The organism is Microcoleus sp. PH2017_35_SFW_U_B, assembly GCF_020737865.1.
GTDB lineage: Bacteria > Cyanobacteriota > Cyanobacteriia > Cyanobacteriales > Microcoleaceae > Microcoleus.
This window is the reverse complement of sequence record NZ_JAEQDE010000040.1, coordinates 1-24,193: the sequence shown is the minus strand read 5'-3', so window position 1 is coordinate 24,193 and position 24,193 is coordinate 1. Positions and strand designations below refer to the sequence as shown.

Below are 24,193 nucleotides of genomic sequence, written 5' to 3'. Positions count from 1 at the left end.
GATGAGGTATGTCTGGTAATGGGGAATTGGTAATTGGTAATTGGTAATTGGCAATTGGTAATCGATAGTTTCTCTAAGCTTTCTGAGGTTTCTGGGAGTAAAGACGCTCGCCCGCAGTGTGTGTTCTCTCTACTGAGAGTAGCAGAATTTGGCATACCTCATCTTTATGAAAACCTGTATAACTACAGCTTTCTTCCTTCTTCCCTCTTCCTTCTTCCTTCTTCCCTCTTCCTTCTTCCTTCTTCCCTCTTCCTTCTTCCTTCTTCCCTCTTCCTTCTTCCTTCTTCCCTCTTCCTTCTTCCTTCTTCCTTCGTTTTATGAAAATTGCTCTGTTCACTGAAACATTTTGGCCAAAAATAGACGGCATTGTGACGCGCCTGATTCACACTGTAGATCACTTGCAGCGATCGGGCGAACAAGTTCTGATATTTTCTCCAGATTACGGAATTACAGAATACAAAGGTGCCCGAGTTTACGGTGTTGAGGGTTTGCCTTTACCGATGTACCCGGAACTGAAAATGGCACTGCCCAGTCCGGCGATCGGTCAACAATTACAGAAGTTTCAACCGGATCTTATTCATGTTGTCAATCCCGCTATTTTGGGATTGGGCGGGATCTATTACGGCAAAAAGTTCAATATTCCGATTTTGGCTTCTTACCACACGCATTTACCCAAATACTTGCACCATTACGGTTTTGGAATGCTCGAACCATTGCTGTGGGAATTGCTCAAAGGGGCGCACAATCAAGCTGAATTAAATCTGTGCACTTCTACAGCAATGGTGGATGAGTTGAGAACTCATGGCATTGAGCGAGTAGACTTGTGGCAGCGCGGTGTAGATACGGAAATGTTTGTCCCCGAATTGGCAAGTCGAGAAATGCGATCGCGCCTTTCTGAAAATAACCCAGATAGCCCCTTACTCCTCTACGTCGGCCGCCTCGGTGCCGAAAAAGAAATCGAATCCATCAAACCAGTCCTCGCCGCCATTCCCGGCGCCCGCCTCGCCCTAGTGGGAGACGGCCCGCACCGCCAAACCCTCGAACAATATTTTGCCGGCACCCCCACAAATTTTGTTGGCTACCTCAAGGGGCAAGAATTGGCTTCTGCTTACGCATCTGCTGATGCCTTCATTTTTCCCTCCCGTACCGAAACCCTGGGCTTAGTGCTCCTCGAAGCTATGGCTGCGGGGACTCCCGTAGTGGCGGCTCGCAGTGGCGGAATTCCCGATATTGTCACAGACGGTGTTAACGGCTATTTATTTGACCCCGCCGATGAAGCCGGAGCTCTGACTGCTACCCAGCGCCTGTTTGCGAATCCCGAAGAACGAGAAACCCTCCGCCAAAACGCTCGCTCTGAAGCCGAACGCTGGGGTTGGGCTGCGGCGACTAACCAACTACGAGGCTACTATCGATCGGTGGTATTTTCCCAGTCCATGGCCTCTGCTGCTTAAATTTGACAAGATGTCGCGATGTTAAACATCACCGACAGCTTAGCTTCCATCCCGAGGCAGTTTCTAGCGAGGAGGAATGTCCTCAAAGATCGATCGAACTTTTTTGAGGCTTTGATTGCGGTAGCTATCCTGCTGTTGCGTTTACCATTAAACTATGAATAGCTTTGGAATGCTTCGCGGGCGGCAAAACTGGGGCGCGGCGGCAGCCGACCGGATACGGTCGCCGAGTGCGCTAAAACAGTCACACCGCCCAGCAGCCGAGCACAGAGGGTAAAATATACATCGCCCGCGATCGATCGAACAAAAGCCTAGAAGCTCGTTTTCAGGCTGCCAGCGTTCCGAAGTCAAGTTCAGCTCATGCCTGGCGAACTCTCATCAGTATCGATGTTGTAACAAAAAAAAGATCGAGCATCTCTAACAAGCAAACTGAAGTTTCATCCGCCAAAGAATGAACCCATTATTCATCAAACCGACAATCGAATGCTGAGTTGAAAAGCAAACAACTTAAACAGTTTGCACCGCAGAATCTAGCACCGCGATCGACCAGCCGGTCAATCTACCCCTCTGAGCAAGCAGTTAATCATGACATTCTCCAATGCTGGTAGCGTTCTGGCTACACTGACTCAAGTCAATTTTATGGGGGCATTGACCTCTCGTGTTAAGAGCTTGCCAGTTACTGAATTAGTGTGCCTGCTGGACTTTGTAACGGCTGAATTTCAGCAATTTATCCGGGCAATGGACCTGATTAACAATGAAGCACTCGAAACTCTCTTAGAGCAACTGTTAGATGCCTTCACTGTCAAAATTGGTCAAATTTTGCAAGCAGACCGGACAACAATTTTTTTGGTAGATGCCAACAAAAATCAACTGTGGCACAAAACAGTGGATGGGCTCACGGGCGAAGATATAGAAATTCGCTTGCCGATGGATGCAGGCATTTTAGGCTACGTAGCAACTACTGGAAAATCGCTCAATGTCTTGCATGGTAGAGAACACGAGCATTTTAATGCCGAAGTAGACGAACCGCCGAACTACCGGGTTGAGACTATCCTCTGTATGCCGATTTTTAGCAGTAAGAGCCAGCACGAACCCGTAGCGGTGGTGAGACTGTTAAACAAAGCTGGCAATGCCCCCTTTACCGAGGAAGACGAACAGCAGTTTCAGGCTTTTGCAGATTCGATCGGGATTATTCTCGAAAGCTGTCAATCTTTCTACGTCGTGGCCCGCAACCAGCGAGGGGTGGCCGCACTTTTGAGAGCTACCACGACGTTGGGTCAAAGCCTTGACTTGGAAACAACTTTGCGCTCTGTCATGGATCAAGCTCGGGACTTGATGCAAGCCGATCGCAGCACGCTATTTTTATTAAATCCCGAAACCAACGAACTTTGGACAAAACTCGCCAAGGCCGACGGCAAAACGATGATGGAAGTCCGCATTCCTGCTAACAAAGGAATTGCAGGCTACGTGGCTTCGACCGGTCAAACTCTAAATATTACAGATGCTTACGACGATCCCCGCTTTGACCCATCTACAGACCAGCAAACGGGATATCGCACTCGCACTGTCTTGTGTATGCCGGTTCATAACGCCAAAGGTGAGCTGATTGGGGTGACTCAACTAATTAATAAGACTCAAGGCACTTTCACAACTTCCGACGAAGAGTTTTTGCGAGCATTTAATTCCCAAGCCGGAATGGCGCTGCAAAATTCTCAACTGTTTCAGAACGTGATGGTGGAAAAGCAGTATCAAAAAGATATGCTGCAAAGTCTTTCAGATGCAGTCATTTCCACCGATTTGCAGGGGCGAATTGTCACAATTAACGAAGCCGCGCTGGAATTGTTGGGCTGTCCGGTAAATCAAGATAAAAGCAAACACAATCTCGTGATTTGGGAAGATAAACTGATCGATCGCTATGTTTGGGAAGTTGTGCCGATCGATAATTTGCAATTTCGACTCGAAGACAGTCTCCTGAATGCTGCCAGACATTACGTTCCCGAACAAAGTTTAACTGTGGGACTGTTGGTGGAAACAACACTGGGTAGCGCAGCAGCAGATACAGAAGCAGAAAGTTACATTTTGGCCGTGCCCGATCGCAATGACCCCACCTTATATTACGCTTGGGGCGAAAACAGCGCCTGGACTGAGGAAGTAGCGCAGGCAGAATTAGCTAATTCCCAATCTCTATTTTCGCTGCGGAATGCTGACCTCTATCACCCTTATTGTCCCCTACCCATCTCCGGCTCTCGAATTAAAGTAATTGAACGCAGTTTGAATTTAACTGTCAACCCGCTGATCAATCCAGAAGGTGGCGCGCGCGGCGGTTTAGTGGTACTCGAAGACATCAGCCGCGAAAAGCGGATGAAAACCACAATGTCTCGCTACATGACTCCCGGAGTCGTAGATAAAATCATGGCCTTGGGCGAAGGCTCCCTGATGGTGGGCGAACGCAAAGAAGTTACTATTTTATTTTCCGACATTCGCGGCTACACCACTCTGACCGAAAATTTGGGAGCCTCGGAAGTTGTGGCCCTATTGAACCAGTATTTTGAGACGATGGTGGAGGCCGTTTTCCACTACGAAGGCACTTTAGACAAGTTTATCGGCGATGCTTTAATGGCGGTGTTCGGTGCGCCCCTGCCGCTCAATCCCCCGGAAAGTCACGGTTGGATGGCGGTGCAGTCGGCTTTAGATATGCGCCGGCGCTTGAAAGAGTTTAATGATTCTCGCCCAGGCGCCGATCCGTTTCGCTTCGGAATTGGGATTAGTTCTGGAGAGGTGGTTTCGGGAAATATTGGTTCGGAAAAGCGGATGGATTACACCGTAATCGGGGATGCGGTGAATTTGAGTTCCCGCTTGGAACAGCTTACAAAGGAGTACGGCTGCGATATAATTTTGAGCGAATTTACCTACAATTTGTGCCGCGAACGGATTTGGGTGCGAGAGTTGGACAAGGTGCGGGTTAAGGGCAAAAATCAGCCGGTCGGCATTTACGAGTTGCTGCAAATTAATTCCGATCCCCTCGATGGGGAAACCGAAAGGTTTTTGGAACTTTACAACAACGGCCGCCATGCTTATATTGCTAGAAATTTTCAGCAAGCTATTAATTATTTTGAGGCGGCTTTAGCTATGCGACCGAGCGATCGACCTGTGGAAGTTCAGATCGAGCGATCCCTCAGCTATTTGGAAATACCCCCGCCCGACGAATGGGACGGCGTGCATACTATGACAAAAAAGTAGCATATTTTATCATATCCGAGAGCCTAAATGTAAAAAAATTGGATAAAGTTTTGAGATCTTCCTTATGACAGAGTTAAGAAGTGGAAAAATGTGAAAACATGAATCGGATGCCACATTAAAGTTAGTATTTATTTTCATACCGACAATTAAATGAACTATTTATCTGTTCCGAATGCCACAAAAGCCGATCGCATTCTGGTTGTAGATGACGCACCAGATAATGTTTTGTTGGTGCAGACAATCCTGGAAGAAGAAGGTTACGAAATTAGCACGGCCGAGAACGGCTTTTCGGCCTTAAGCCAAATTGACAAGTCAACCCCCGATTTGGTATTGCTAGACGTAATGATGCCGGGAATGGACGGTTACGAAGTCACCCAGCGAATGCGACAAAATAAGGAATTGCCCTTTATCCCGATTTTGCTGATCACAGCTCACGACAGCGCCAGTGTAGTCCAGGGACTCGACATGGGCGCAGACGATTTTATCCGCAAACCCGTGGAAATGGACGAACTGCTGGCGAGGGTGCGATCGCTCTTGCGGCTCAAACACAGCGTAGACGAACGAAATTCGATCGCCCTCCAGCGCGAAGATTTTGTCTCCCGACTCGCTCACGACTTGCGGACGCCCCTCGTAGCAGCCGATCGAATGCTAACTTTAATGCAGCAGGGAGCTTTGGGAGAAATCTCGCTCCCCATGTGCGACGCTTTCGGGACAATGGTTCGCAGTAACAAAAACCTGATCGCGATGGTAAATATGCTGCTAGAAGTCTACCGCTACGAAGCAGGGCGCAAATCCCTCAGTTTCGCTCCGGTTGACTTGCGCCAGCTTATTACCGAAGTAGCCGAAGAACTCGCTCCCCTAGCCGATGCTAAAAATTTGTCGGTGAATTTAGACTTGAGTGAAAGTGCAGAAAGTGCTCCGATTGCCAAGTATCCGGGCGATCGTCTGGAGTTGCACCGCTTGCTGACTAATTTAATCGGAAATGCGATAAAATTCACCGACAGCGGCTCTATAGATATCCGCTTAAAAGCTGCCAATTCACCTGTTTATACGAGCTTCAAAAACCAACCGCTGGCATGGGTAATTATGGAAATCCAAGACACCGGCGCCGGAATTTCTCCCGCCGAACAAGCGAAGTTATTTGAAAGGTTTGGCTCGGGAACTCACAAGAAATCCAGCACAGGTTTGGGACTGCACCTCTGCCGCCAAATAGTCGAAGCTCACCGCGGCACGATCGTGGTCAAATCCGAGTTGGGTAAAGGCAGCTTGTTTACTATTCGCTTGCCTTGTTAGAGCGATTTAATTAACTGTAGATGACTTATTTCATAAATGTTTGATGGCTAGAGCAACCGCAGATTTAAGGCAGATAAACACAGATAAACGCAGATAAATAAATTCAAGATGATTTGCGAAGAAATGCAGGAAGTAAAATTAGGGTGCATCCGCTCAAGATATTTGCTGGGACAATTGATAATCTCAAAACTGATGCACACCCTGAATAGATGGTGCGTCAGAATGAGATTTTTGGCGATCGTTAAAAATGACTAAACTGACGAACCCTATCGCTGACTTTGGCTCGGACTCGCATTCCGCACTACAAACCAGTCAATCACGAATCAGAAAAATAGCTTCGTAGTCAGGACTTTAGTCCTTCTTTGGCTCGGACTCGCATTCCGCACTACAAACCAGTTCGAGACTGAATGATATCACTCGTGCGATGTCTGGGCCAGCAATACAATCAGAAAATTATTAGGCAGATGTCATATAATTACTTGGCAACTGAATTTACTTCAACTAAAACAACAGGAGTCCCGCACCAAACACGGTACGAACTTGAGTGACGGGAGGAATGCGCGTGAGGCTTGCATAGCTGAACAAATTATTGATAAACGCAGACAGACTTTCTTCAATACATGATAGAATCTTGTCATGAAACAAGTCCTGACAGTATCTTGCAAACTCCAAGTAATGCCTGAGCAGTCCATCAAAATTGATGCAACACTTCAGGCGTTCGCGAATGCTTGCGAATATGTGAATCAAACTGTATCGCCAACTCTGACAAACGAATTGGCGATGCAATCCTTGATATATCACGATGTCAGAGATATGTTTGGACTTTCGGCGCAGTTGGCAATCCATGCTATCAGACGGGTTTCTGGTAACAGAAAAACAGCCAAAAAAGATGGGAAGTCGGTCAATAAATTTACTCCTACTAGCGTCACTTACGATGCTCGTATCTTTTCTTTCAGGGAAAAAGATTGGACGGTAAGTTTGACTACTACTGGTGGTAGGGAACGGTTTGTACTGGCTATCGGAAACTACCAACTTGGATTGTTGAAAGGTCAAAACCCAAAGACTGCTACTTTGTGCAAACGCAATGATGGTAGTTACTATCTTAATATTCAGCTTGAATCTATGCCCGTCGAACCTCCACCAAGCGATCGAGTTTTGGGCTGTGATTTGGGTAGGACTGACATTGCAGTTACTTCCGATGGAGATACATTTAGCGGTAAACAAATTACCCAAGTTAGAAATCATTATGCCAAGTTGAGAGCAAACCTCCAACAAAAAGCCACGAAGGGCACGCGCAGTTCTCGGCGTAGATGTCGAGAATTGTTGAAACGGTTGTCGGGCTCTTGAAAGCGCTTTCAGACATTGGTAAATCACACTATCAGTCACCGTATCGTAACTAAGGCTCAAAACAAAAATCAAGCGATCGCTTTGGAAGATTTGACTGGAATTAGGGAGCGCACAAATCAGCAGCCACGCTCGAAAAAAGAGCGGAGACTTAGCAATAGCTGGGCATTTTTTCAGTTGCGCCAATTCCTAATATACAAAGCCATAAAGCATAGCGTCAAGATTTTGTTTGTCGAGCCTAGATACACTAGCCAAATGTGCCACAAGTGCAACCATATTCATCCTGTAAAGGGTGAGTCTTATAGGAATGGCAAAAAGTTTGCTTGTGGTCATTGTGGATGGAAAGGTGATGCCGACTTAAACGGCAGTAAGAATATTGCTGTTATTGGGGCTTCCGTAAATAAGCCTGAAGGTTCGAGATTATTTTGCAATTTGCAAGATCATTTCAGGGCTATTGAAAGCCCACACTGTACCTGTACTCAGGTCAGTGCTGGGTAATTTACTATGTCTGACTGTCCAGTGTGCGGTGCTGAGTACCTAGAAAAAAAAGCAGAGTTTTGCTCGATTTGTGGCTGGAATTTGACTCCCTACCCGCAGCGTGCTAAACCTTCCAAAATTTATTTAAAACAAGAACAAGTTAGATTGCAGTGGGCAAAACAAATGTGGGAATCGGCCCGCAATCAACAAAATTGGTCAGCCAGATTTGACGAGTTGCAAGAGGAATTACAGCAAGGTGCGATCGCCCGCGCGTACCTGCAATCTCAGTTAGAATGGGTTCTGTACCGCCTCGAACAACTCAATCCCGAATCCATTACCAGCACTTTACTGCGACTGGAAGAGAAAATCGGCGCCTTACCTGACCAAACTCCGGCTATCTCTGAAGTGGGGATGGATTACCGACAACTGACAAAGCTGTTAGAAACTGGAAAATGGCGCAAAGCAGACGAACATACTTGGGAAATTTTGCTGCAAATCTCTGTCAGGGAAGACGAAGGCTGGCTGAGTGCAGCCGATATTGACGGGTTTCCTCTTACAGACCTTCGCACGATCGACAAACTTTGGCAACAACACAGCAGCGGGCGGTTTGGATTCACCGTACAACAACAGATTTGGGAAAGTACCGCCGGAAATTATACCCAATTGTGCGATCGACTCGGCTGGCGAGTCAAAGAAAATTGGAAATATTACAGCGAGCTCTCATTCAGCGAAAATGCTCCCCCCGGACACCTCCCCGTTACCGCCTGGAGACATCGCGCTTGTTACGGTGCTGGTAAACTCACCGCAGCAGAAAACTTTGCCCGCATTGTCGGGAGAGTTGCTACGGGCGATCGCTAATCATCCAAAATAAAAAATTCAAAATCGCCATTACCTGCTATAATCAAAACGGTTCAGCAACTGGGGCTGTGGCTCAGATGGATAGAGCAAGCGCCTCCTGAAGAATCGGGCACCCTGCGAGGAAACTCTGGGAGTGAATGTGGTCAAACTCAAGGAAGCCTAAGTCTGACAGCAGATACGGTAATCTTGAGCCAAGCTTTATCTAAATTTTGTTTAGGTAAGGAAGGTGCAGAGACTGGCTTTAGGAAGTAAACACCATAAAACCTCCTAAACATACGGCCACCACCTAAAGGCCGCAAGCCTACGGTGAAGGAATAGTCCGGAGAGTGGGGAAACTCACACAAATCTGAAGCGCTAGGTCGCCGGTTCGAACCCGGCCAGTCCCGTTAAAAATCAAGAACAATTAAAAGCAGAAGGGTAAACCCTAAGTTTTATCCTTCTGCTTTGCATATGCGTTAACCTGTATATTCAATCCAAAATCTAAAATCTAAAATCTAAAATCCTCTGACCATTGTTTAAATTTTAATTTTTAATTCCTGTTAGTGGGTTGTACGTGCGGTATTTTTTGTTATGGTTCCTGTGTCAGCTAAATAAAGTTTTTATAGGTTTAGATGTGGTTGAGAATAAATTTAAACAGGCGGCGTTACCCGCGTTTGAGGAATTCACCCAATTTTTGGTTCCTACTAGGGCTTTTGATGGCGTTTTGGTTTGGCTATCAGCAGCTTAAGAGCGAATTTCAGAGACCCCAAGCTTTGTTGGTTCTAGGTGGGGCTACGGAGCGAGAGGTGTTTGCCGCCAAATTTGCTCGATCGCACCCTCAATTGCCGATTTGGGTGTCTTCTGGGAGCAATCCTGAGTTCGCCGAATGGGTGTTTTCAGAAGCGGGAATTAAGTCCGATCGCCTGCACTTAGACTACAGAGCAGTGGATACGGTAACAAATTTTACCACCCTGGTAGATGAATTGAAAGCTCAAGGGATTGAGAGCGTGTATCTGATCACTTCTGACGATCATATGCGGCGAGCTCAGATTATTGGCGAAATCGTGCTCGGCAGTCGAGGGATTAGTTTTAAGCCTGTAGCAGTTCCGTCTGGGCGAACCCCCGAACCCGTGCAAAAAGCTCTCCGCGACGGCGCTAGAGCCATTATGTGGCTGACTACGGGTTATACAGGCGCTAACTTCAGCCAAGCCAGAATTGAATAGACAAAGAAAGGACGGCGGTTGAAACCGCTTTTGACCTCTTACTCGTAGGCGAAGCCAGCGCGAAGCGCTTATGTGGCGAAGCGCCCGTCATCAGAGTAAGAGGTCAAACTACAAAAACGAATTCCGCCGGACGCCGAATGAAGAAAATAACGTAACTTTAACCGCCCGTTCTTCAACCCGCTTGGAGTGGGTTTTGTTTGTCTGGCGTGCGAATTCTATTCGCCCGGTTCAGCGACCCAAATCGTGCATCGCATTAATCTCAGTTGCACATCTTTGAGTCAGCGCTTCCAATTCCGCGCGATCCGACGAAGCGGGCGCCTCAATTAGCTTGCCAATTCGCACCGTCAGCGGCACCGGACGCGGCACTATTGAACCTTTGGATGCGATCGCATGAGTTCCCCACAAACTAACGGGTAATAGCGGTGCTTTTGCCTTAGCAGCTATCAGCGCAGCCCCCAATTTCGGGTCAGTAATTCTACCGTCTGGCGTCCGAGTTCCCTGCAAAAATACACCCGTAGCCCATCCATTTTCTAAAGACTGGATAGCCGATCGAATTGCACTGCGATCGGCACTTTCCCGCTTGACTGGATAGGCACCATAAAGCGTAATTGCCTGCTTCAAAATAGGAACTTTAAATAACTCTTCCTTTGCCATAAATGCCACTGGCCGCCTCATGGAACTAGATAAAATCGGCGGATCGAAATCGCTGGCGTGATTGCTGACTACCACAAATGGGCCTTCTGCTGGCACATTTTCTGCACCGTAGATGCGCCCCCGAAAGTAAAGGTGCAGCATCGGGCTGACAATTGACCACTTGAATAAATAGTAAAGAAGTAAACTTTCGACTGGTTCGCGACTTTTGCTCACGGAAAACCTTAGATTTTAAATTACACTGAATTTTAGCCTATCAGTTCCGCTCTGTAAAATTAACTAGGACTTGCAAAAAAACGCAGGACGTAATGATGCGCGGGTGCATCGCGATCGCATAACTTGAAATAGAGGCGAGAATTCCCGCAGCGACGCACCCGCGCGAGTTGATGGCTAACTCAGGCCTGTTAATTTCCGGCTAGCATCGCTTTTTTTCCTTCCTCGGAAGTCGCGTAACCCAAGAAATCCTTAACCGCTTGGCTGGGGGGATTTTTGTAAGCGTAGTACAACTGGCGCTGATAGCGATAATTGGGGGCTTCCGGCGTCGCACCGTCTACGGGTACAACCCTCACCGTTTTCTGATTGACAACTTGAGCGAAAGTGGCATAGCCGATGCCGTTGTTGCCTAAAGCTTGCAGCAGCGGAGTTGTCGCATCTCGATCGAGCGTAGCAAAATTTCGCCCAGTACCAAAACTACCGCCTCCGAGCACTTGTTCTTTAAAAGTTTGGTGAGTTCCGCTAATTTCGGGCCTGTTAATTACCTTAATCGGGCCTGCTGAACCGCCGACTTTTGACCAGTCTTGAGCATTTCCCTTGAAAATGTCTTGAACTTGAGCAGCAGTTAAGCCTCCCTGAAACGGGTTGTTAGTGCCGACTACGATCGCAATTCTATCTAAAGCAACCGGCACAACTGCCAAACCCCTAGCTTGGTCTTGGGCATTCAAAGGGGTCGATATCGCAGCAATATCGGCTGTTCCCGCCACCAAATCCTGAATTCCTTTTGCAGAACCATTTGCTTTGGCATCGACTGTAGTGCTGGGAAACTTGGCTTGAAAGCCATTCTTAAGGTTGAGATTGATTGTCACCATGCTGGTAGAACCGTCAATTCTCACCGCCGTGCCCGCAGGTACGGCAACTGGTAGTGCAAAGGAACTAGCAGCAACAGGCGATGCTAAGCCGGCTGCGGGCGCAACGGGAAGCGGGTTGGAACTGCCACCGCCTGCGGGTGTTGGGGGATTGGAGGAATTGTTAGCATCCTGTGCCGCTGGTTTGTTCAGAAAAAACCAGCCACCGGCTGCGAGGAACAGGAATAAAAAAATAAAAACTATGGGGGGAGGCCCGCTCTTAGCCATAAAATTCTCCTTAGTTCGGAAGTTGTTTATCGTCGGAATCGTCTAACATTTGCAGCCTGCGACTGACTTCATCATCTTCGGTCATGTTTTCTAATTCTGCCTGAAGTCTTTCTTGGGGGTTCTCAGATATTTCTGCTAAAGCTTGCTGTTCGAGGTTATGCTTTTCGACGGCATTTTTGGCTTGTTCAAATTGCGATCGAGCTGAATCAATATTAAGATCGTTGTTGACTTTGGATATGGCGCCGAGAGCTTCGTTAATCTCGACCATATCTTTCATGTTTTGCATATCGGTTTTGTAGGCTTCCAGCTTCGTGCGCTCTCGATTCAGCTTGTCTTTGGAAGCGTTCACAAACTGTTCGGCTTGTTTTACTGCATCTTCGTACTGCGGCAGGATTTTTTCTATCTGAATTACCTTAGATATGGCTAAGCGGGCTGCTTCTTCGTTGCCGTTGCGGTTGGCTGTCTTGGCTTGGCGCTCTAAAGTTTGCATCTCTCTAACTTTTTCTTCATATTTTGTTTTGGTGCGCTGGTAGGCTGCAACTTGTTTAGAAACTGCTTCTGCGAGCTTTTGGACGGATTCTTGCATCGATCGCAGCGACTCTTCGGCTACGGCGACTGAAATTTTACCACCGGATTCTACGGGAAGTCCCCACAGCCAGTTCCACCCGCCTACTATGGTTCTGCCGGCTTTTTCGCCCATCAGCCAGTAAATAGCTTTTTTCATATAAGTACCGGATTAGCTTGATTTTTATTCCTAGTTTAAATCAGAATTTGCCGATCGACCTCAAGCGCGATCGATATCTACATTATATTTAATCGAGATTTTCTAGCTGTCTGAATCGTCCATCGCCAATTTGCACAACAGGTCGTAGTAAAATTTTCCTGTTGTGCTATTTATTTTTCGGCAATTTTCTGACCAATTAACTCAATTTTACCAGAAAGAATTGGTTGAAAGCCGGAACCCCGATCGGGAGAAATTAAAATCAGACTATTCATTACTCCAATCCTCTTCCTTCTAGGTAGAGGTCGCTCTTAAACTGTCAACTGTCAACTGTCAACTGTCAACTGTTGAAAGCCTGCGGCTGAATCATCGGTTAACAATAGATTAAGCGGGCAAATCTGCAAAACTGCTGACATTTACCAGCGATAAATTGGGACAAGTCCGTTTGATCAAACCTGTGAGAACTTTGCCGGGGCCAATTTCCACTACGCGATCGATTCCTTGTTGTGGCAATTGCAGAGAAATTTCTCGCCAGCGCACGCCTTTAGTCATTTGATAATTCAACCGCTGTTTTAGAGTAGCTGCGCTAGTAGTCGCTGTCGGTTCTGAGTTCGAGAGTACCAGCATTTTAGCATCGGAAAACCTTGCCGACTTTAACGCTAGTTGAAACTCTGCCGCCACCCCGGCCATCAGGGGAGAGTGAAACGCGCCGGAAACATTCAATTTAACCGCGCGTTTGACTTTTATTTTGGCTAGCAAATCTTCTACTGCTGTCGGCGTGCCAGAAATCACTACTTGTGCTTCGCTGTTATCGTTGGCGAGCACCACATCTCGGCTGTATTGAATTTGCAGTTCTAATTCCTGCCTGTCGAAGCCGATCAACGCCACCATTTGCCCGCCGGAGGCAGTCTCCATCAGTTCGGCGCGGCGTTTGACTAAGCGCAATCCCGTTTCAAAGTCAAAGACGCCTGCTGCGTACAGGGCAACATATTCTCCTAAACTGTGACCGGCAACTACTGCGGGTCGATCGCTCTTTTCTCGCATTAAGTCTGCCAAAATGCTTTCTACTACGAACAAGCAAGGCTGAGTGTAGAGAGTCCGAGATAGTTTTGCTTCTTCTTTTTGGCAAACTTCAGGGACAGACCAGCCTAAAATTTCTTTAGCCAGCTCAAATTTAGCTTTGGCTGCTGGCAAGTTTAATAAGTCTGCACCCATCCCGATCGCCTGGGAACCTTGTCCGGGAAATACCCATGCTGTTTTAGTCATTTTTCCGGTAATCTGCTAATTGGTGGTTGCTAAGAAAGTGATTGCAAAAATTCTTTGTTTCCCGCTTCTGAGTTCGCTGACTGGTATCCGCTATCTTTCGGTTCACGAACTATCTACTCGCGACTCACAACTATAACATAATAACTGCGCTTTTTTCGAGGTTTATATTTTTTTTGCTACTTTAATTCAGGTCGATCGCCGTAGTAAAATTTTCAACCTTCGACGGGGGGAAAGTCCATCGAAAAATAGAGGATTTTCAATTGCAGCACACTCTTGTCCAGAATTCCTGTCGAAGGATGCACGGCTTGGTGCAGGCTTTACCCTATGCTATGACCTGTGTATGGCGTGTTAAAAGATTTTTCTTTTTTAATGGTCGCACGCCCGATGTCAGCAGGGCAAGTTTAGAGCAAAATATTGTACCAGTTCCCTAAAATCATGAAACTGCTAGCCTGCGCTTCCAACCCATAGTTCATCAGTGATTCCCCAATCTAAAATCTAAAATCTAAAATCTAAAATCGTATTACCTTCCCCATTGAAAAATCGCCGCCCCCCAGCTCAAACCTGCACCGAAACCAGCCGCAGCAATAGTCTCACCAGATTTAACTTTACCCAGACGCACCGATTCGTCTAAAGCAAGGGGAATTGAAGCTGCTGAGGTATTGCCGTAATTTGCTAAATTGCTGATTACTTTTTCCGGGGGAATCTTGAGCCTTTGGGCAACTGCATCGAGAATCCGTTGATTGGCTTGGTGCAACAGCAGCCAGTCAATTTTTTCGGCGCTGATATTTGCCCGAAACATCGCTTTTTCTATGACTTCCGGCACTTTTTTGACGGCAAACCGATAGATTTCTTGACCGTTCATGGCGATCGGCTCAAATCCACCTTGTCCGATATTCACGCCCTCAATTAATGATTTTGACTCGGCTTTGTAGGCTAAATTGAGAGACGAATTTTGCGTGCCGTCGCTGCGAATTTCAAATCCCAAAAATCGATCGACCTCTGAAGCCTGCAATACCACCGCACCTGCACCGTCTCCAAATAAAATGCAAGTACCCCGATCCGACCAATTCACCCAGCGAGATAAAATATCTGCTCCGATCAGCAAAACATTTTGATAAACGCCTGTCCGAATGAACTGCGAGGCTGTAACTAAACCAAACACAAATCCCGAACAAGCTGCTGTCAAATCGAAAGCCACAGCTTTTGTAGCGCCCAACTGATATTGAATTTTGCCCGCAGTGCCGAACAAATCGTCAGGGCTTGATGTGGCCAAAATAATCAAATCGATATCTGTCGGCGAAATTTCTGCCATGGCGATCGCCCTGCGGGATGCCTCCGATGCCAAATCGCACAAAGAAGTGCGATCGTCCGCCAGCCTGCGCGATCGAATGCCCGTTCGCGCCGCAATCCACTCGTCAGACGTTTCTACTATCTGACTCAAGCCGTTATTATCAAGCGAAACCTGCGGTGTACAAGAACCGCTACCCGTAACGGCAATGCCGAACCCTGATTGCTGCAACATTCCTCTCCATTTACTCGCTTTTCGGTCGAGAAATTAAAAATTAAAAACTTCAAATTTAAACTATTTTTTAAACTGCTGAAATTACCTTTTTCAAGCAAAACAGTTGGTTTAATCTGACATTTTTAATTTGACTTTTTTAATTTTTAATTTCTACTTACTAGAAAGAATTGGTTTAAAGCCCCAAGCCCGGGAGAAATTAAAAGAAGACTATTCATTACTCCAATCCTCTTCCTTCCAGGTCGAGGTTGCACTCAACTGTCAACTGTCAACTGCCAACTGTCAACTGTCAACTGCCAACTGTCAACTGTTAACTGTCAACTGCCAACTGTCAACTGTCAACTGTCAACTGTCAACTGTTCAAAGCTTCTTGTTCCACAGCGCTTTCGCGATTGGACGATTTAATTCGCTCCAGCACTTGGTTGTCAATAGCCCCTTTTGCCAAACGAATGGCATTAAAAATCGAGGCAGCTTGAGACGAACCGTGGCTGATAATGCAAACTCCAGCAACGCCCAACAGCAAACCGCCACCATGTTCAACGTGGTCTACTCGCTGCTTGAATCCTTGCAAGCTTTTTTGCAGCATAGGATCGTTAATTTGATGTTGGAGCCCTTTGACCAGCTCTTCCTTGAGCACCTGGACTACGACTTCGCCCACCGCTTCGGCAAACTTCAACAACACGTTGCCGACAAACCCGTCGCAGACAATCACGTCAAAGTTCCCCGACAGCACGTCGCGGCCTTCGGCATTGCCCACAAAAGGAATGTTCGGATTGTCCGCCAATAACTGATGGGTGCGTACCGCAGCGTCGTTGCCTTTAGAAGGTTCTTCGCCAATGTTTAGCAGGCCGATTTTTGGTTCGGCGACGCCGAGCACGCACTGGCTGTAAATAGTTCCCATCAGAGCAAACTGCTCCAAAAATTTTGGGCGGCAGTCCACATTAGCGCCGACATCGAGAATGAGTACAGAGGTACCCGGTACCATTGTCGGCAAAACCGCACCGATCGCGGGGCGATCGATTCCAGGTAGCCGCCCCAACCTCAGTAGGGCAGCCGCCATTGCCGCACCGGAGTGACCGGCGGACACCACAGCATCAGCCTGCTGCTGCTTCACCAAGTTCATGGCTACGTTAATCGAAGCTTTGGGCTTGCGTTTGAGGGCACTTAGAGGTTCTTCGTGCATTTCCACCGTTCCTTCTGAAGGAACGATTTCTAGCTGACCTGTAGAGACGCGGCCGATCGCGTCTTGAAGACGTAGCGAGTCTTCTATTTGCTGCGGGTCGCCCACCAGCAAAATCTCTACGCCTAACTCTTCTTGTGCCTTAAGCGCTCCAGCTACAACTTCGGCGGGGGCGTGATCCCCACCCATAGCGTCTATTGCAATTCTTGCGCGTGTCGATCCCATTGACCAATGTTTGAGAAACACTAAAAATTCTACCAGGAAGTCAGCCGATTTTCGATTTTCGATTTTCGATTTTCGATTGAGTTACAGCCTGAAATCTGGCAGCAGAAACTAGGGTCGAAAATTTTGGGAGCATCCACGAATGGCGTCGGGGCGTTGTACCCGTTTCTTGCGGATCTGGAGTCTGAATCCAGAAGTGCGAATAAATAACTAAAATCTGCTCGCACTCGATCGGACAATTGTCATTTGCGACTACTCTGATAGAGTTTGTGCCTACTTTACTATTTTTGACTGCAAATTGAAAAACTCAATAGAATAATTTACCTGACCCCGCCCAAAAACGGATAAAAGTTTCCGACACTCGTCGTGACTCGGGCCCAAAATTTTAGACCCGAGTTCAAGCCCCCAGATTGATTCTGTGGAGTAAATCTAAAATCTAAAATCTAAAATCGACTGACTGAACTATAGGTGTAAAAAATGCTGGATTTATTATTTAGCTCGGGAATCATGTCTCTGTGGCTCGACATGGCTGGGGTACACAGTGTCGCGCCCAACGCTGTGTCGCTACTGGCTTGGCGGGGAGGGATACCCGGGTTAGTGGTGGCCGAAGAGCTGGCTTTTGGAGGAGTAGATGCAGCAAATCGAGACTTGCCGACATCCGTCGCGGTGGAGGAATATTTAAAAGATTTGAAGGCAAAACATCTGATAGACGGCAATCAGGGAGTTTGGGTACAAGCCGGAATGGTGCCACTGGTAAGTCAGCAGGGAAAGGTACTGATGCCAGGGGCTTCGCTGACTAAGATTGCCACTTCTCTGGCTTCGCTGGAAACTTGGGGCACCGAGCATCAGTTTGAAACACGGTTCCGGGGAACCGGGCCGATTAGGAATGGGGTGTTGCAAGGAGATTTGGTTGTCAGTGGTGGTGGCGATCCGTTGTTTGTGTGGGAAGAGGCGATCGCCGTGGGTAATGCTCTCAATCAAATGGGTATCGATCGCGTGGCCGGCAACTTAGTGGTGACAGGCAATTTCCGCATGAATTACCAGTCCGATCCTTTGGCTGCGGGGGAGGGTCTGCGGCAGGCTCTCAATGGGCGCAGTTGGCCTTCTGACGTGCTGGCAATATATTCTAAGATGGCTCGGGGAACGAGAAAGCCGCAAGTAACGATCGCCGGCACGGTGATTGCTGAAAAATTTGTGAGCTCGGGACATTTGCTGCTGAAGCGCCGATCGCTCCCTTTACCCGAAATTCTCAAGCAGATGAACGTCCACAGCGACAATGACATTGCCCAAATACTGGCAGACAATTTGGGCGGACACAAAATAGTCCAGCAGCAAGCGACTTGGGCGGCGGGGGTGCCGGCGGCGGAACTTCAATTAATTAACGGTTCGGGATTGGGAGTGGAAAATCGGATGTCTCCGAGGGCGGCTTGTGGGATGATGCAGGCGATCGCGCGCAACCTTCAGACTACGGGGCTGACTATTGCTGACTTGTTTCCGGTGTCCGGGCGCGATAAAGGAACTTTGGAACACCGACACATTCCGCCGTCGGCTGTGGTGAAAACCGGTACCTTAGATACGGTGATTGCTTTGGCTGGAGCCATACCCACGCGCGATCGGGGTTTAGTTTGGTTTGCAATTATTAATCGCGGCACCGATTGGGACTCTTTGAGAGCGCAGCAAGATATATTTCTGCAAAAATTGGTGCAGCAGTGGGGCACTGCACCGGCCCTGCCACTAGCAATTACACCGCACATTGACGGCGCTAGACCAGCTTTGGGGGCAGCAAATCGCAGCGATATTTTGCTGGGAGGTTAACGTCAGTTGACAGTTGACAGTTGACAGTTGACAGTTGTCAGTTGGCAGATTAATGCTTTTAGGCTCGATGCCCGATGCCCGATGCCCGATGCCCGATGCCCAATTCCCCACAGCATAATGTGAGATTTCGCGCGTGGAGTATGTCACAATTGATCGAGGACTATTCTGCAAGAAGATGATCAAACTGCGATTGAAGAGATACGGGAAAAAACGCGAGACCAGCTACCGGATTGTAGCTATGAACAGCTCTACCCGCCGCGACGGCCGTCCCCTAGAAGAACTCGGCTTCTACAACCCCAGAAATAATGAAACCAGGCTGGATGTTCCAGCGATTGTCAAGCGCCTGCAAGAAGGCGCTCAGCCAACTGACACCGTGCGTGACATCCTGAGAAAAGCGAATGTATTTGAACAAGTCGGAGCCGGAGCCAACGTTGAATCCAGCACAGCAGCAGTCAGCTAGTCCCAACTATTCTGGACTGGTTAAGTTTTTAATTGGGCCTTTTTTAGAGTCGCCCGCGTCTTTGCGAGTTGATTGCGAACTGCACCCGCGCCAATCCCGGGTCTGGGTTCGGCTCGCTTTTGAAGATCCCGATAAAGGGCGGGTTTACGGTAGGGGCGGACGCAATATTCAGGCAATAAGAACTACCCTCGAAGCGGTGGCGCAAACGGCGGGTCAGTCGCTGTACTTAGATATATACGATGGTGAAGCGGGCGATCGCAACTCCGGGCCACCTAGGGGCGATCGCGATCGTCCGGATCGAGATCGTTCCGATCGCGCTAGGCGCGATGGGGGAGACTTCCGACCCCGGAGTGGGCCTCCGTCGCCGACTCCCTTACCTAGCAGAACCCCGAGAGAACAACCTCGCCGTACTAACACACCTACGTTTAGAACGAGCAGAAATACTCCCGGTTATTAACTGTTCTGCTGAATGAGAGACAATTTTAGATTTTAGATTGCCTGTTGTAGACTTTGTGTTACAAACCCCGTTGGATTTGAGATTGCCAGTTTTGCGATCAAACAAAAATGTAAAATTTTAAATCTAAAATCTCAGCGGGATCGGGTAAATCTAAAATCTAAAATCTAAAGTTGTCTGACTTCATCAAAGCAACACGGGATGCGGGAAACTCAGACACAAAGCGTGCTCAGAGGGAAGCGACCCGAGGGACTTCAGTCAAGAGTGTTCTTGAAAATGTGATATAATTTGAGTTGGGAGTAAGAACAAAAAACATCTACGTGTTGAAGCATCCTAGTATCGGAGAAATCCCGGCTCCTATGAAACAACGGTTAGGTTTAAGTCCTGATGTCAGTATGACAGGAAAGAGCAAATAATGGCAGGTTGTGGAGCGTACCGCGTCTTGGCAAGTGTGATGGATTCTGAAAGCATTGAAACAATAAAAGTAAACGCGATTACAACATTGGCAATGTCGGTAGTTGTTTTGAGTGTTTAGGCGGCGTTTGACGGTCGCAGCGAGAGTTTACTCGCGATCGCAGAATCGAGCGTGTCTTTAGACCTGAGAGTGTCAAAGAAGGGAGATTTGATTTGTGCCTCAAGCACCAAATTTATTTGCGATTTAAACAGAAAAGACGCCTGAGATACTAGGTAAAATCTAGTACCGGGCGTCTTTTTGTTCGTAAAACAAAGCTGATTGTTAACTTTTAATTACTTACTTGGAGGAGCTCATGCTGGCATGACTGAAAAACTAACAATAGAGTTACCGAGCAATCAAAGCGCCATGTCGCTGGCCGGAAATCAAGAAGAAAACTTGAAAATTATCTCTAAGCAAACCGGCGCCAACCTGGTAATGCGAGGCCAAGAACTGCTGATTTCCGGCACAAAAACTCAAGTAGAATTGTGTCATAAATTAGTGCGATCGCTCTCCGACTATTGGAAATCCGGCAAAACCATCACCGGAGTAGAAATCCAAACAGCGCGCTACGCATTGGATACCAACCGCCAAGAAGATTTGCAAGACTTGCAACGAGACGTATTCGCCAAAACCCGCCGCGGCGAAGAAATAAGAGCCAAAACCTTCAAGCAGCGGCAGTACGTCCAAGCAGTACGCACCCACGACCTAACATTTTGCATCGGCCCCGCTGGTACTGGAAAAACATTTCTAGCAGCTATTTTGGCAGTGCAAGCACTGTTAAGCAAGCAGTACGAAAAGCTAATTTTAACCAGGCCCGCCGTAGAAGCAGGCGAAAAATTAGGATTTTTGCCTGGAGATTTGCAGCAAAAAGTCGATCCCTATTTGCGCCCGCTTTACGACGCCCTCCAAGAAATAATCGACCCCGAAAAAATGGCCGATTTAATGGAAAGAGGCTTGATCGAAGTAGCTCCTTTAGCTTATATGCGAGGGCGTACTCTCAGCAATGCTTTCGTCATTTTGGACGAAGCTCAAAATACAACACCTGCTCAGATGAAAATGGTGTTGACTCGTCTGGGCTTTCGATCGAAAATGGTAGTGACGGGCGATATCACTCAAACAGATTTGCCACCAAACCAACAGTCGGGACTGTCAGTTGCTCAAAAAATTCTGGGTAACGTTGAAGGCATTGCTTTTTGCGAATTCAATCAGTCAGATGTGGTGAGACACCCGCTAGTACAGCGGATTGTTGCAGCTTACGAATTGCACGAAAAATAGTCAGTTTACAGTTGACAGTTGACAGTTGACAGTTGACAGTTGTCAGTTGTTATCGGTTATTTGTTATTTGTTATTTGTTGGTTATAATAACTAATAACTAATGCCCAATTCCATAAAAATTGACAGTTGTTATCGGTTATTTGTTATTTGTTGTTTCTAACAACTAATAACTAATGCCCAATGCCCAATTCCCAATTACCTATTCCCAAATTATGCCTAATCTCAAAGAATTCTTAGAAGCTTGCGAAAAATTGGGGACGCTGCGTTTGATCGTGACTAGCAGCGCCGCTGTACTGGAAGTGCGCGGTTCAATTCACAAGCTGTTTTATGCAGAGTTGCCCAAGGGGAAATATGCAAATATGCACGCCGAAATATTTGAGTTTCACCTAAATATGGACAAAATTAAACAAGTGAAATTTGAGACCGGCGAGGCAAAAAGAGGCAACTTTACTACCTATGCAATTCGTTTTCTGGACGAGCAAAATGATGCTGCGTTGAGCGCGTTTTTGCAGTGGGGAAAACCTGGTGAATACGAACCTGGACAGGTGGAAAAATGGCACGAATTAAAAGAACAATACGGGGAGGTTTGGGAACCTGCACCTGTTGAGGCAATTTAAAACTAACAAACAATAAAAAAGGTTGGTAGTGAGGACTTCAGTCCGCAAAAAGAAGGACTTGCATTCCTCATTACCAACTTTTGGTAGTGAGGACTTCAGTCCGCAAAAAGAAGGACTGAAGTCCTCACTACGAACGAATTAGAGCAAAATATAAAGTTAGCTGTTTGAATGTAATTTGGTATGAAGGTAATTTGGGTTTTTTGTCTGGTTTTGGTTGTGTTGCTGTGGGGTGGCGGTGCGAGGGCGGGGGTTTTGGGCGATCGCATTTCCAGTTTTCCCAATTGGGATAGCAAGCCTCCCATCGCCGTAGCTAAGGGAGATTTAGTGTATCCAGACTGGATGGCCGGAAGTTGGAATGTTGCCAGCACTTTAATAGATTTAGCAGCGCCTTTAGCCCCAAATATTGTCACGCCTGGATTTGAAAAAAACCGCCAGTATTTGCAGCAGCCAGTATTGTTTAAAGTTCGATTTCAACCTGAAAAATTTATTGGTTTAATTTCTACTTATACATCTAAAAAAGCTCCTAAAATTGTAGCCGATCGCAATTTTAACGGTTTGAACATCGCCAAAGCCTATTTAGGCAACGGTGGCGTACTTTCCGTGAAAGTCGATCCAAACAATCCCAACCGCCAGATTACCATACTCAAAGGCGATCGCCAACTAATCTCGATTGTCACCAGTCGCGGCACTGAAACGCCGAATCCTCGGGAGTTTGTATCTACAGAAATTTCTCAGCAGGTGTTTCGGGGCGAGACTGATATTTATTTAAACGAAGTGGAAACAACCACAGCTTATCGAGTGATTGGAAGCGGGGAAAATGGATCTTCTGGGAGTAAAAAAATTGTAGCCGATCAGGTGACAGCGATTTATTTATCGCCCCAAGACCCGGATTATTTCGCGGCTGGAGGGCATCCTGTGGCTTTGTACCGATATCGGTTGGAGTTGTCACCGGGAGAATCGAGCTAATTTATTGTGAATTATGGCAACTTTATCAGGGCGAATGGCATGGGAACGCATAACACAAGCTATCTCAACTAGGATTAATCCAAAAGCAAGCGACTTTCAAATGTGGGCTGAGTCACAACAGGGCTGGCATCCTACTCAAACACCTAATGGCCCGTTAAAATATATTGATAAAAACGGAGTAACTAGATTAACACTCAAACAGGGAACTCCAAGAGCTCCCGGAAGCAACCACCCTCATGTAGAGCTAAAAAATGCTAAAGGCAGTAGAATCGATCTACAAGGAAAGCTCGTTAACAGAAAAAGCCCAGCTAATCATACTCCTATTGATTGGGACATTTAAAAATGGAACGCTTAAACTACTGGCAATTTCCGGGATTTGAAAATATTTATCTAGAGGATAGCTATGTACTTAGCATTAATGATAAAACATCTATACAAATCCTCTTGGAAGCTGTTCTCACAGAAAATCACTCTCTCTACACTCAACCCTTACCTGAAGAACAGTATTGTTATCGGCGGATGAGCTTAAATTTTCCCTACCCTCAAACCTACGATTTGGTTCTGAACAACATCAGCCCCATTGCAGATCCAGATGGTAGCGTTGATTACGGGAATATAGACGAATTTTTTAGCGCGGATGGCAAATACTATTTAAGAGGGGAATGGGGAGAACTTACTATAGTTTCCGATCCACCCCTACTTTTTGATGTAGAAAACTACCTAATTGTCAAAAACGGCGATAATTTTATTGAAATTAATAAGGAAAAAATTAGTATTTTTGAATGGAAAAGGGAAAGAAAAGGAGTAATCACCTTAGTTTACGAAAACACTTCAGGAAGTCCTTTATCTGTTCAAATTCAGGCAGAGCAAGATCCCGAAGGCTTTGCAGCCGTTTTGGGGTATATGGGTGAAATTGAAAGAGGTTATACAACTGAGTTAACAGGAGGCGATCTGACTTTTGACAAGCTCAAGCAATATTACGCCGCTAATTTGAATCAGGAAAATGTGCAAGCGTTTTCTGTTAAATATCCCAGCTCAACGGGCGATAAATATTTGATTTCGGCAATTACTTCCTAGAATTAAGGTGAAATCTCGATCCAGGCATTGTGAAGTGAGGATTTGAGACATCTCTGCTAATTGTCTTTGTCTTCAGCAATTTTATCGAGATTAAAAAATTCTTCCAACAGTTTGAAAAACTTATCGAGGGCGTCTTTTTCATCAGCAGAGAAGAAGAGAATTATACTGTCCCATCCGTGACTTGACGTAATTTGATATCTTTCTTGGTAATTGCTCAACCCCCTTGACAAGAAGACAAGATAGACATTAGATAAAGGAATGGAAAAACTCCCCGACTTAAAACAACTATCGAACGAGGCAAAAGA

General features: G+C 46.8%; 23 protein-coding genes and 1 pseudogene. 16 read left to right on the top strand and 8 right to left on the bottom strand.

Annotated elements, in window-relative coordinates:
* Positions 1-73: 73 nt before the first annotated feature.
* Entirely contained in the window at positions 74-337 is a 264-nt protein-coding gene (locus tag JGK36_RS11390) for a hypothetical protein (RefSeq protein ID WP_293197010.1), read from the bottom strand.
* On the opposite strand from JGK36_RS11390, the gene JGK36_RS11385 reads away from it, so the two are divergent.
* From JGK36_RS11385 to JGK36_RS11350, 8 genes are all read left to right on the top strand, one after another.
* Positions 318-1,451, top strand: coding sequence for a glycosyltransferase (locus JGK36_RS11385; RefSeq protein WP_293197009.1), 1,134 nt, complete (start codon positions 318-320; stop codon positions 1,449-1,451). The two genes, JGK36_RS11390 and JGK36_RS11385, sit on opposite strands and share 20 nt — an antisense overlap.
* A gap of 18 nt (positions 1,452-1,469) precedes the next feature.
* The gene (locus tag JGK36_RS11380) at positions 1,470-1,613 is read left to right on the top strand and encodes a hypothetical protein (RefSeq protein WP_293183093.1); all 144 of its coding nucleotides are present in this window, start codon (positions 1,470-1,472) and stop codon (positions 1,611-1,613) included.
* A gap of 420 nt (positions 1,614-2,033) precedes the next feature.
* Entirely contained in the window at positions 2,034-4,688 is a 2,655-nt protein-coding gene (locus JGK36_RS11375; RefSeq protein WP_293183091.1) for a GAF domain-containing protein, read from the top strand.
* A gap of 150 nt (positions 4,689-4,838) precedes the next feature.
* Complete coding sequence (locus tag JGK36_RS11370; RefSeq protein WP_293183089.1) at positions 4,839-5,981, top strand: hybrid sensor histidine kinase/response regulator; 1,143 nt, start codon at positions 4,839-4,841, stop codon at positions 5,979-5,981.
* 636 nt (positions 5,982-6,617) lie between these two features.
* Positions 6,618-7,328: a transposase gene (locus tag JGK36_RS11365; RefSeq protein ID WP_293197008.1), complete on the top strand. Its 711-nt coding sequence runs from the start codon at positions 6,618-6,620 to the stop codon at positions 7,326-7,328.
* A 15-nt stretch (positions 7,329-7,343) separates the two neighbouring features.
* Positions 7,344-7,823: a transposase gene (locus JGK36_RS11360; RefSeq protein ID WP_293192147.1), complete on the top strand. Its 480-nt coding sequence runs from the start codon at positions 7,344-7,346 to the stop codon at positions 7,821-7,823.
* Between the two features lie 6 nt (positions 7,824-7,829).
* Positions 7,830-8,660, top strand: coding sequence for a GUN4 domain-containing protein (locus JGK36_RS11355; protein WP_293197007.1), 831 nt, complete (start codon positions 7,830-7,832; stop codon positions 8,658-8,660).
* Positions 8,661-9,271: 611 nt separating this feature from the next.
* Positions 9,272-9,862, top strand: a complete 591-nt coding sequence (locus tag JGK36_RS11350; RefSeq protein ID WP_293183081.1) for a YdcF family protein — start codon at positions 9,272-9,274, stop codon at positions 9,860-9,862.
* A 228-nt stretch (positions 9,863-10,090) separates the two neighbouring features.
* Here the strand turns inward: JGK36_RS11350 and JGK36_RS11345 are convergent, their stop codons facing one another.
* From JGK36_RS11345 to plsX, 6 genes are all read right to left on the bottom strand, one after another.
* On the bottom strand, positions 10,091-10,729 hold the full coding sequence (locus tag JGK36_RS11345; RefSeq protein ID WP_293183079.1) for a 1-acyl-sn-glycerol-3-phosphate acyltransferase: 639 nt from the start codon (positions 10,727-10,729) through the stop codon (positions 10,091-10,093).
* 188 nt (positions 10,730-10,917) lie between these two features.
* Positions 10,918-11,862 (bottom strand): phosphate ABC transporter substrate-binding protein, encoded by a 945-nt coding sequence (locus JGK36_RS11340; RefSeq protein WP_293197006.1) that lies wholly within the window; start codon positions 11,860-11,862, stop codon positions 10,918-10,920.
* Positions 11,863-11,872: 10 nt separating this feature from the next.
* Complete coding sequence (locus JGK36_RS11335; RefSeq protein ID WP_293183075.1) at positions 11,873-12,586, bottom strand: PspA/IM30 family protein; 714 nt, start codon at positions 12,584-12,586, stop codon at positions 11,873-11,875.
* Positions 12,587-12,967: 381 nt separating this feature from the next.
* Complete coding sequence (gene fabD, locus JGK36_RS11330; RefSeq protein ID WP_293183073.1) at positions 12,968-13,849, bottom strand: ACP S-malonyltransferase; 882 nt, start codon at positions 13,847-13,849, stop codon at positions 12,968-12,970.
* Between the two features lie 520 nt (positions 13,850-14,369).
* The gene (locus JGK36_RS11325) at positions 14,370-15,371 is read right to left on the bottom strand and encodes a beta-ketoacyl-ACP synthase III (RefSeq protein WP_293157417.1); all 1,002 of its coding nucleotides are present in this window, start codon (positions 15,369-15,371) and stop codon (positions 14,370-14,372) included.
* Positions 15,372-15,720: 349 nt separating this feature from the next.
* Positions 15,721-16,773, bottom strand: coding sequence for a phosphate acyltransferase PlsX (plsX, locus tag JGK36_RS11320; RefSeq protein WP_293183071.1), 1,053 nt, complete (start codon positions 16,771-16,773; stop codon positions 15,721-15,723).
* Positions 16,774-17,247: 474 nt separating this feature from the next.
* Between plsX and JGK36_RS11315 the strand changes: the two genes are divergently transcribed.
* The 8 genes from JGK36_RS11315 (at position 17,248) to JGK36_RS11280 (ending at position 23,888) form a co-directional block, all read left to right on the top strand.
* Positions 17,248-18,585, top strand: coding sequence for a D-alanyl-D-alanine carboxypeptidase (locus tag JGK36_RS11315; RefSeq protein WP_293183069.1), 1,338 nt, complete (start codon positions 17,248-17,250; stop codon positions 18,583-18,585).
* A gap of 175 nt (positions 18,586-18,760) precedes the next feature.
* Positions 18,761-19,045, top strand: coding sequence for a 30S ribosomal protein S16 (gene rpsP, locus JGK36_RS11310; protein WP_293157400.1), 285 nt, complete (start codon positions 18,761-18,763; stop codon positions 19,043-19,045).
* Complete coding sequence (locus tag JGK36_RS11305; protein ID WP_293197005.1) at positions 19,017-19,502, top strand: KH domain-containing protein; 486 nt, start codon at positions 19,017-19,019, stop codon at positions 19,500-19,502. The genes rpsP and JGK36_RS11305 overlap by 29 nt, the downstream gene beginning before the upstream one ends.
* A gap of 772 nt (positions 19,503-20,274) precedes the next feature.
* Positions 20,275-21,228, top strand: coding sequence for a PhoH family protein (locus JGK36_RS11300; RefSeq protein WP_293197004.1), 954 nt, complete (start codon positions 20,275-20,277; stop codon positions 21,226-21,228).
* A gap of 212 nt (positions 21,229-21,440) precedes the next feature.
* A complete protein-coding gene (locus tag JGK36_RS11295; protein WP_293183125.1) occupies positions 21,441-21,845 on the top strand; it encodes a ChuX/HutX family heme-like substrate-binding protein in 405 nt (134 codons plus the stop codon).
* A 180-nt stretch (positions 21,846-22,025) separates the two neighbouring features.
* Complete coding sequence (locus JGK36_RS11290) at positions 22,026-22,811, top strand: DUF6816 family protein (RefSeq protein ID WP_293183063.1); 786 nt, start codon at positions 22,026-22,028, stop codon at positions 22,809-22,811.
* A 13-nt stretch (positions 22,812-22,824) separates the two neighbouring features.
* Positions 22,825-23,151 carry a hypothetical protein gene (locus JGK36_RS11285; RefSeq protein ID WP_293183061.1) on the top strand — a complete coding sequence of 109 codons (327 nt, stop codon included), beginning with the start codon at positions 22,825-22,827 and terminating at the stop codon, positions 23,149-23,151.
* Positions 23,152-23,153: 2 nt separating this feature from the next.
* The gene (locus JGK36_RS11280; protein WP_293183059.1) at positions 23,154-23,888 is read left to right on the top strand and encodes a hypothetical protein; all 735 of its coding nucleotides are present in this window, start codon (positions 23,154-23,156) and stop codon (positions 23,886-23,888) included.
* Positions 23,889-23,944: 56 nt separating this feature from the next.
* Here the strand turns inward: JGK36_RS11280 and JGK36_RS11275 are convergent.
* Positions 23,945-24,193: pseudogene (locus JGK36_RS11275) on the bottom strand (hypothetical protein); the annotation flags it as partial.

Excerpts from the sequence above, each read along its gene's own strand:
- JGK36_RS11335 (WP_293183075.1), bottom strand. The coding sequence starts at position 12,586 with ATGAAAAAAGCTATTTACTGGCTGATGGGCGAAAAAGCCGGCAGAACC.
- JGK36_RS11290 (WP_293183063.1), top strand. The coding sequence starts at position 22,026 with ATGAAGGTAATTTGGGTTTTTTGTCTGGTTTTGGTTGTGTTGCTGTGG.
- JGK36_RS11315 (WP_293183069.1), top strand. The coding sequence starts at position 17,248 with ATGCTGGATTTATTATTTAGCTCGGGAATCATGTCTCTGTGGCTCGAC.
- JGK36_RS11350 (WP_293183081.1), top strand. The coding sequence starts at position 9,272 with ATGTGGTTGAGAATAAATTTAAACAGGCGGCGTTACCCGCGTTTGAGG.
- JGK36_RS11365 (WP_293197008.1), top strand. The coding sequence starts at position 6,618 with ATGAAACAAGTCCTGACAGTATCTTGCAAACTCCAAGTAATGCCTGAG.
- JGK36_RS11370 (WP_293183089.1), top strand. The coding sequence starts at position 4,839 with ATGAACTATTTATCTGTTCCGAATGCCACAAAAGCCGATCGCATTCTG.
- JGK36_RS11375 (WP_293183091.1), top strand. The coding sequence starts at position 2,034 with ATGACATTCTCCAATGCTGGTAGCGTTCTGGCTACACTGACTCAAGTC.
- JGK36_RS11325 (WP_293157417.1), bottom strand. The coding sequence starts at position 15,371 with ATGTTGCAGCAATCAGGGTTCGGCATTGCCGTTACGGGTAGCGGTTCT.
- JGK36_RS11355 (WP_293197007.1), top strand. The coding sequence starts at position 7,830 with ATGTCTGACTGTCCAGTGTGCGGTGCTGAGTACCTAGAAAAAAAAGCA.
- JGK36_RS11380 (WP_293183093.1), top strand. The coding sequence starts at position 1,470 with ATGTTAAACATCACCGACAGCTTAGCTTCCATCCCGAGGCAGTTTCTA.
- rpsP (WP_293157400.1), top strand. The coding sequence starts at position 18,761 with ATGATCAAACTGCGATTGAAGAGATACGGGAAAAAACGCGAGACCAGC.
- JGK36_RS11285 (WP_293183061.1), top strand. The coding sequence starts at position 22,825 with ATGGCAACTTTATCAGGGCGAATGGCATGGGAACGCATAACACAAGCT.
- fabD (WP_293183073.1), bottom strand. The coding sequence starts at position 13,849 with ATGACTAAAACAGCATGGGTATTTCCCGGACAAGGTTCCCAGGCGATC.
- JGK36_RS11280 (WP_293183059.1), top strand. The coding sequence starts at position 23,154 with ATGGAACGCTTAAACTACTGGCAATTTCCGGGATTTGAAAATATTTAT.
- JGK36_RS11340 (WP_293197006.1), bottom strand. The coding sequence starts at position 11,862 with ATGGCTAAGAGCGGGCCTCCCCCCATAGTTTTTATTTTTTTATTCCTG.
- JGK36_RS11300 (WP_293197004.1), top strand. The coding sequence starts at position 20,275 with ATGACTGAAAAACTAACAATAGAGTTACCGAGCAATCAAAGCGCCATG.
- JGK36_RS11295 (WP_293183125.1), top strand. The coding sequence starts at position 21,441 with ATGCCTAATCTCAAAGAATTCTTAGAAGCTTGCGAAAAATTGGGGACG.
- plsX (WP_293183071.1), bottom strand. The coding sequence starts at position 16,773 with ATGGGATCGACACGCGCAAGAATTGCAATAGACGCTATGGGTGGGGAT.
- JGK36_RS11385 (WP_293197009.1), top strand. The coding sequence starts at position 318 with ATGAAAATTGCTCTGTTCACTGAAACATTTTGGCCAAAAATAGACGGC.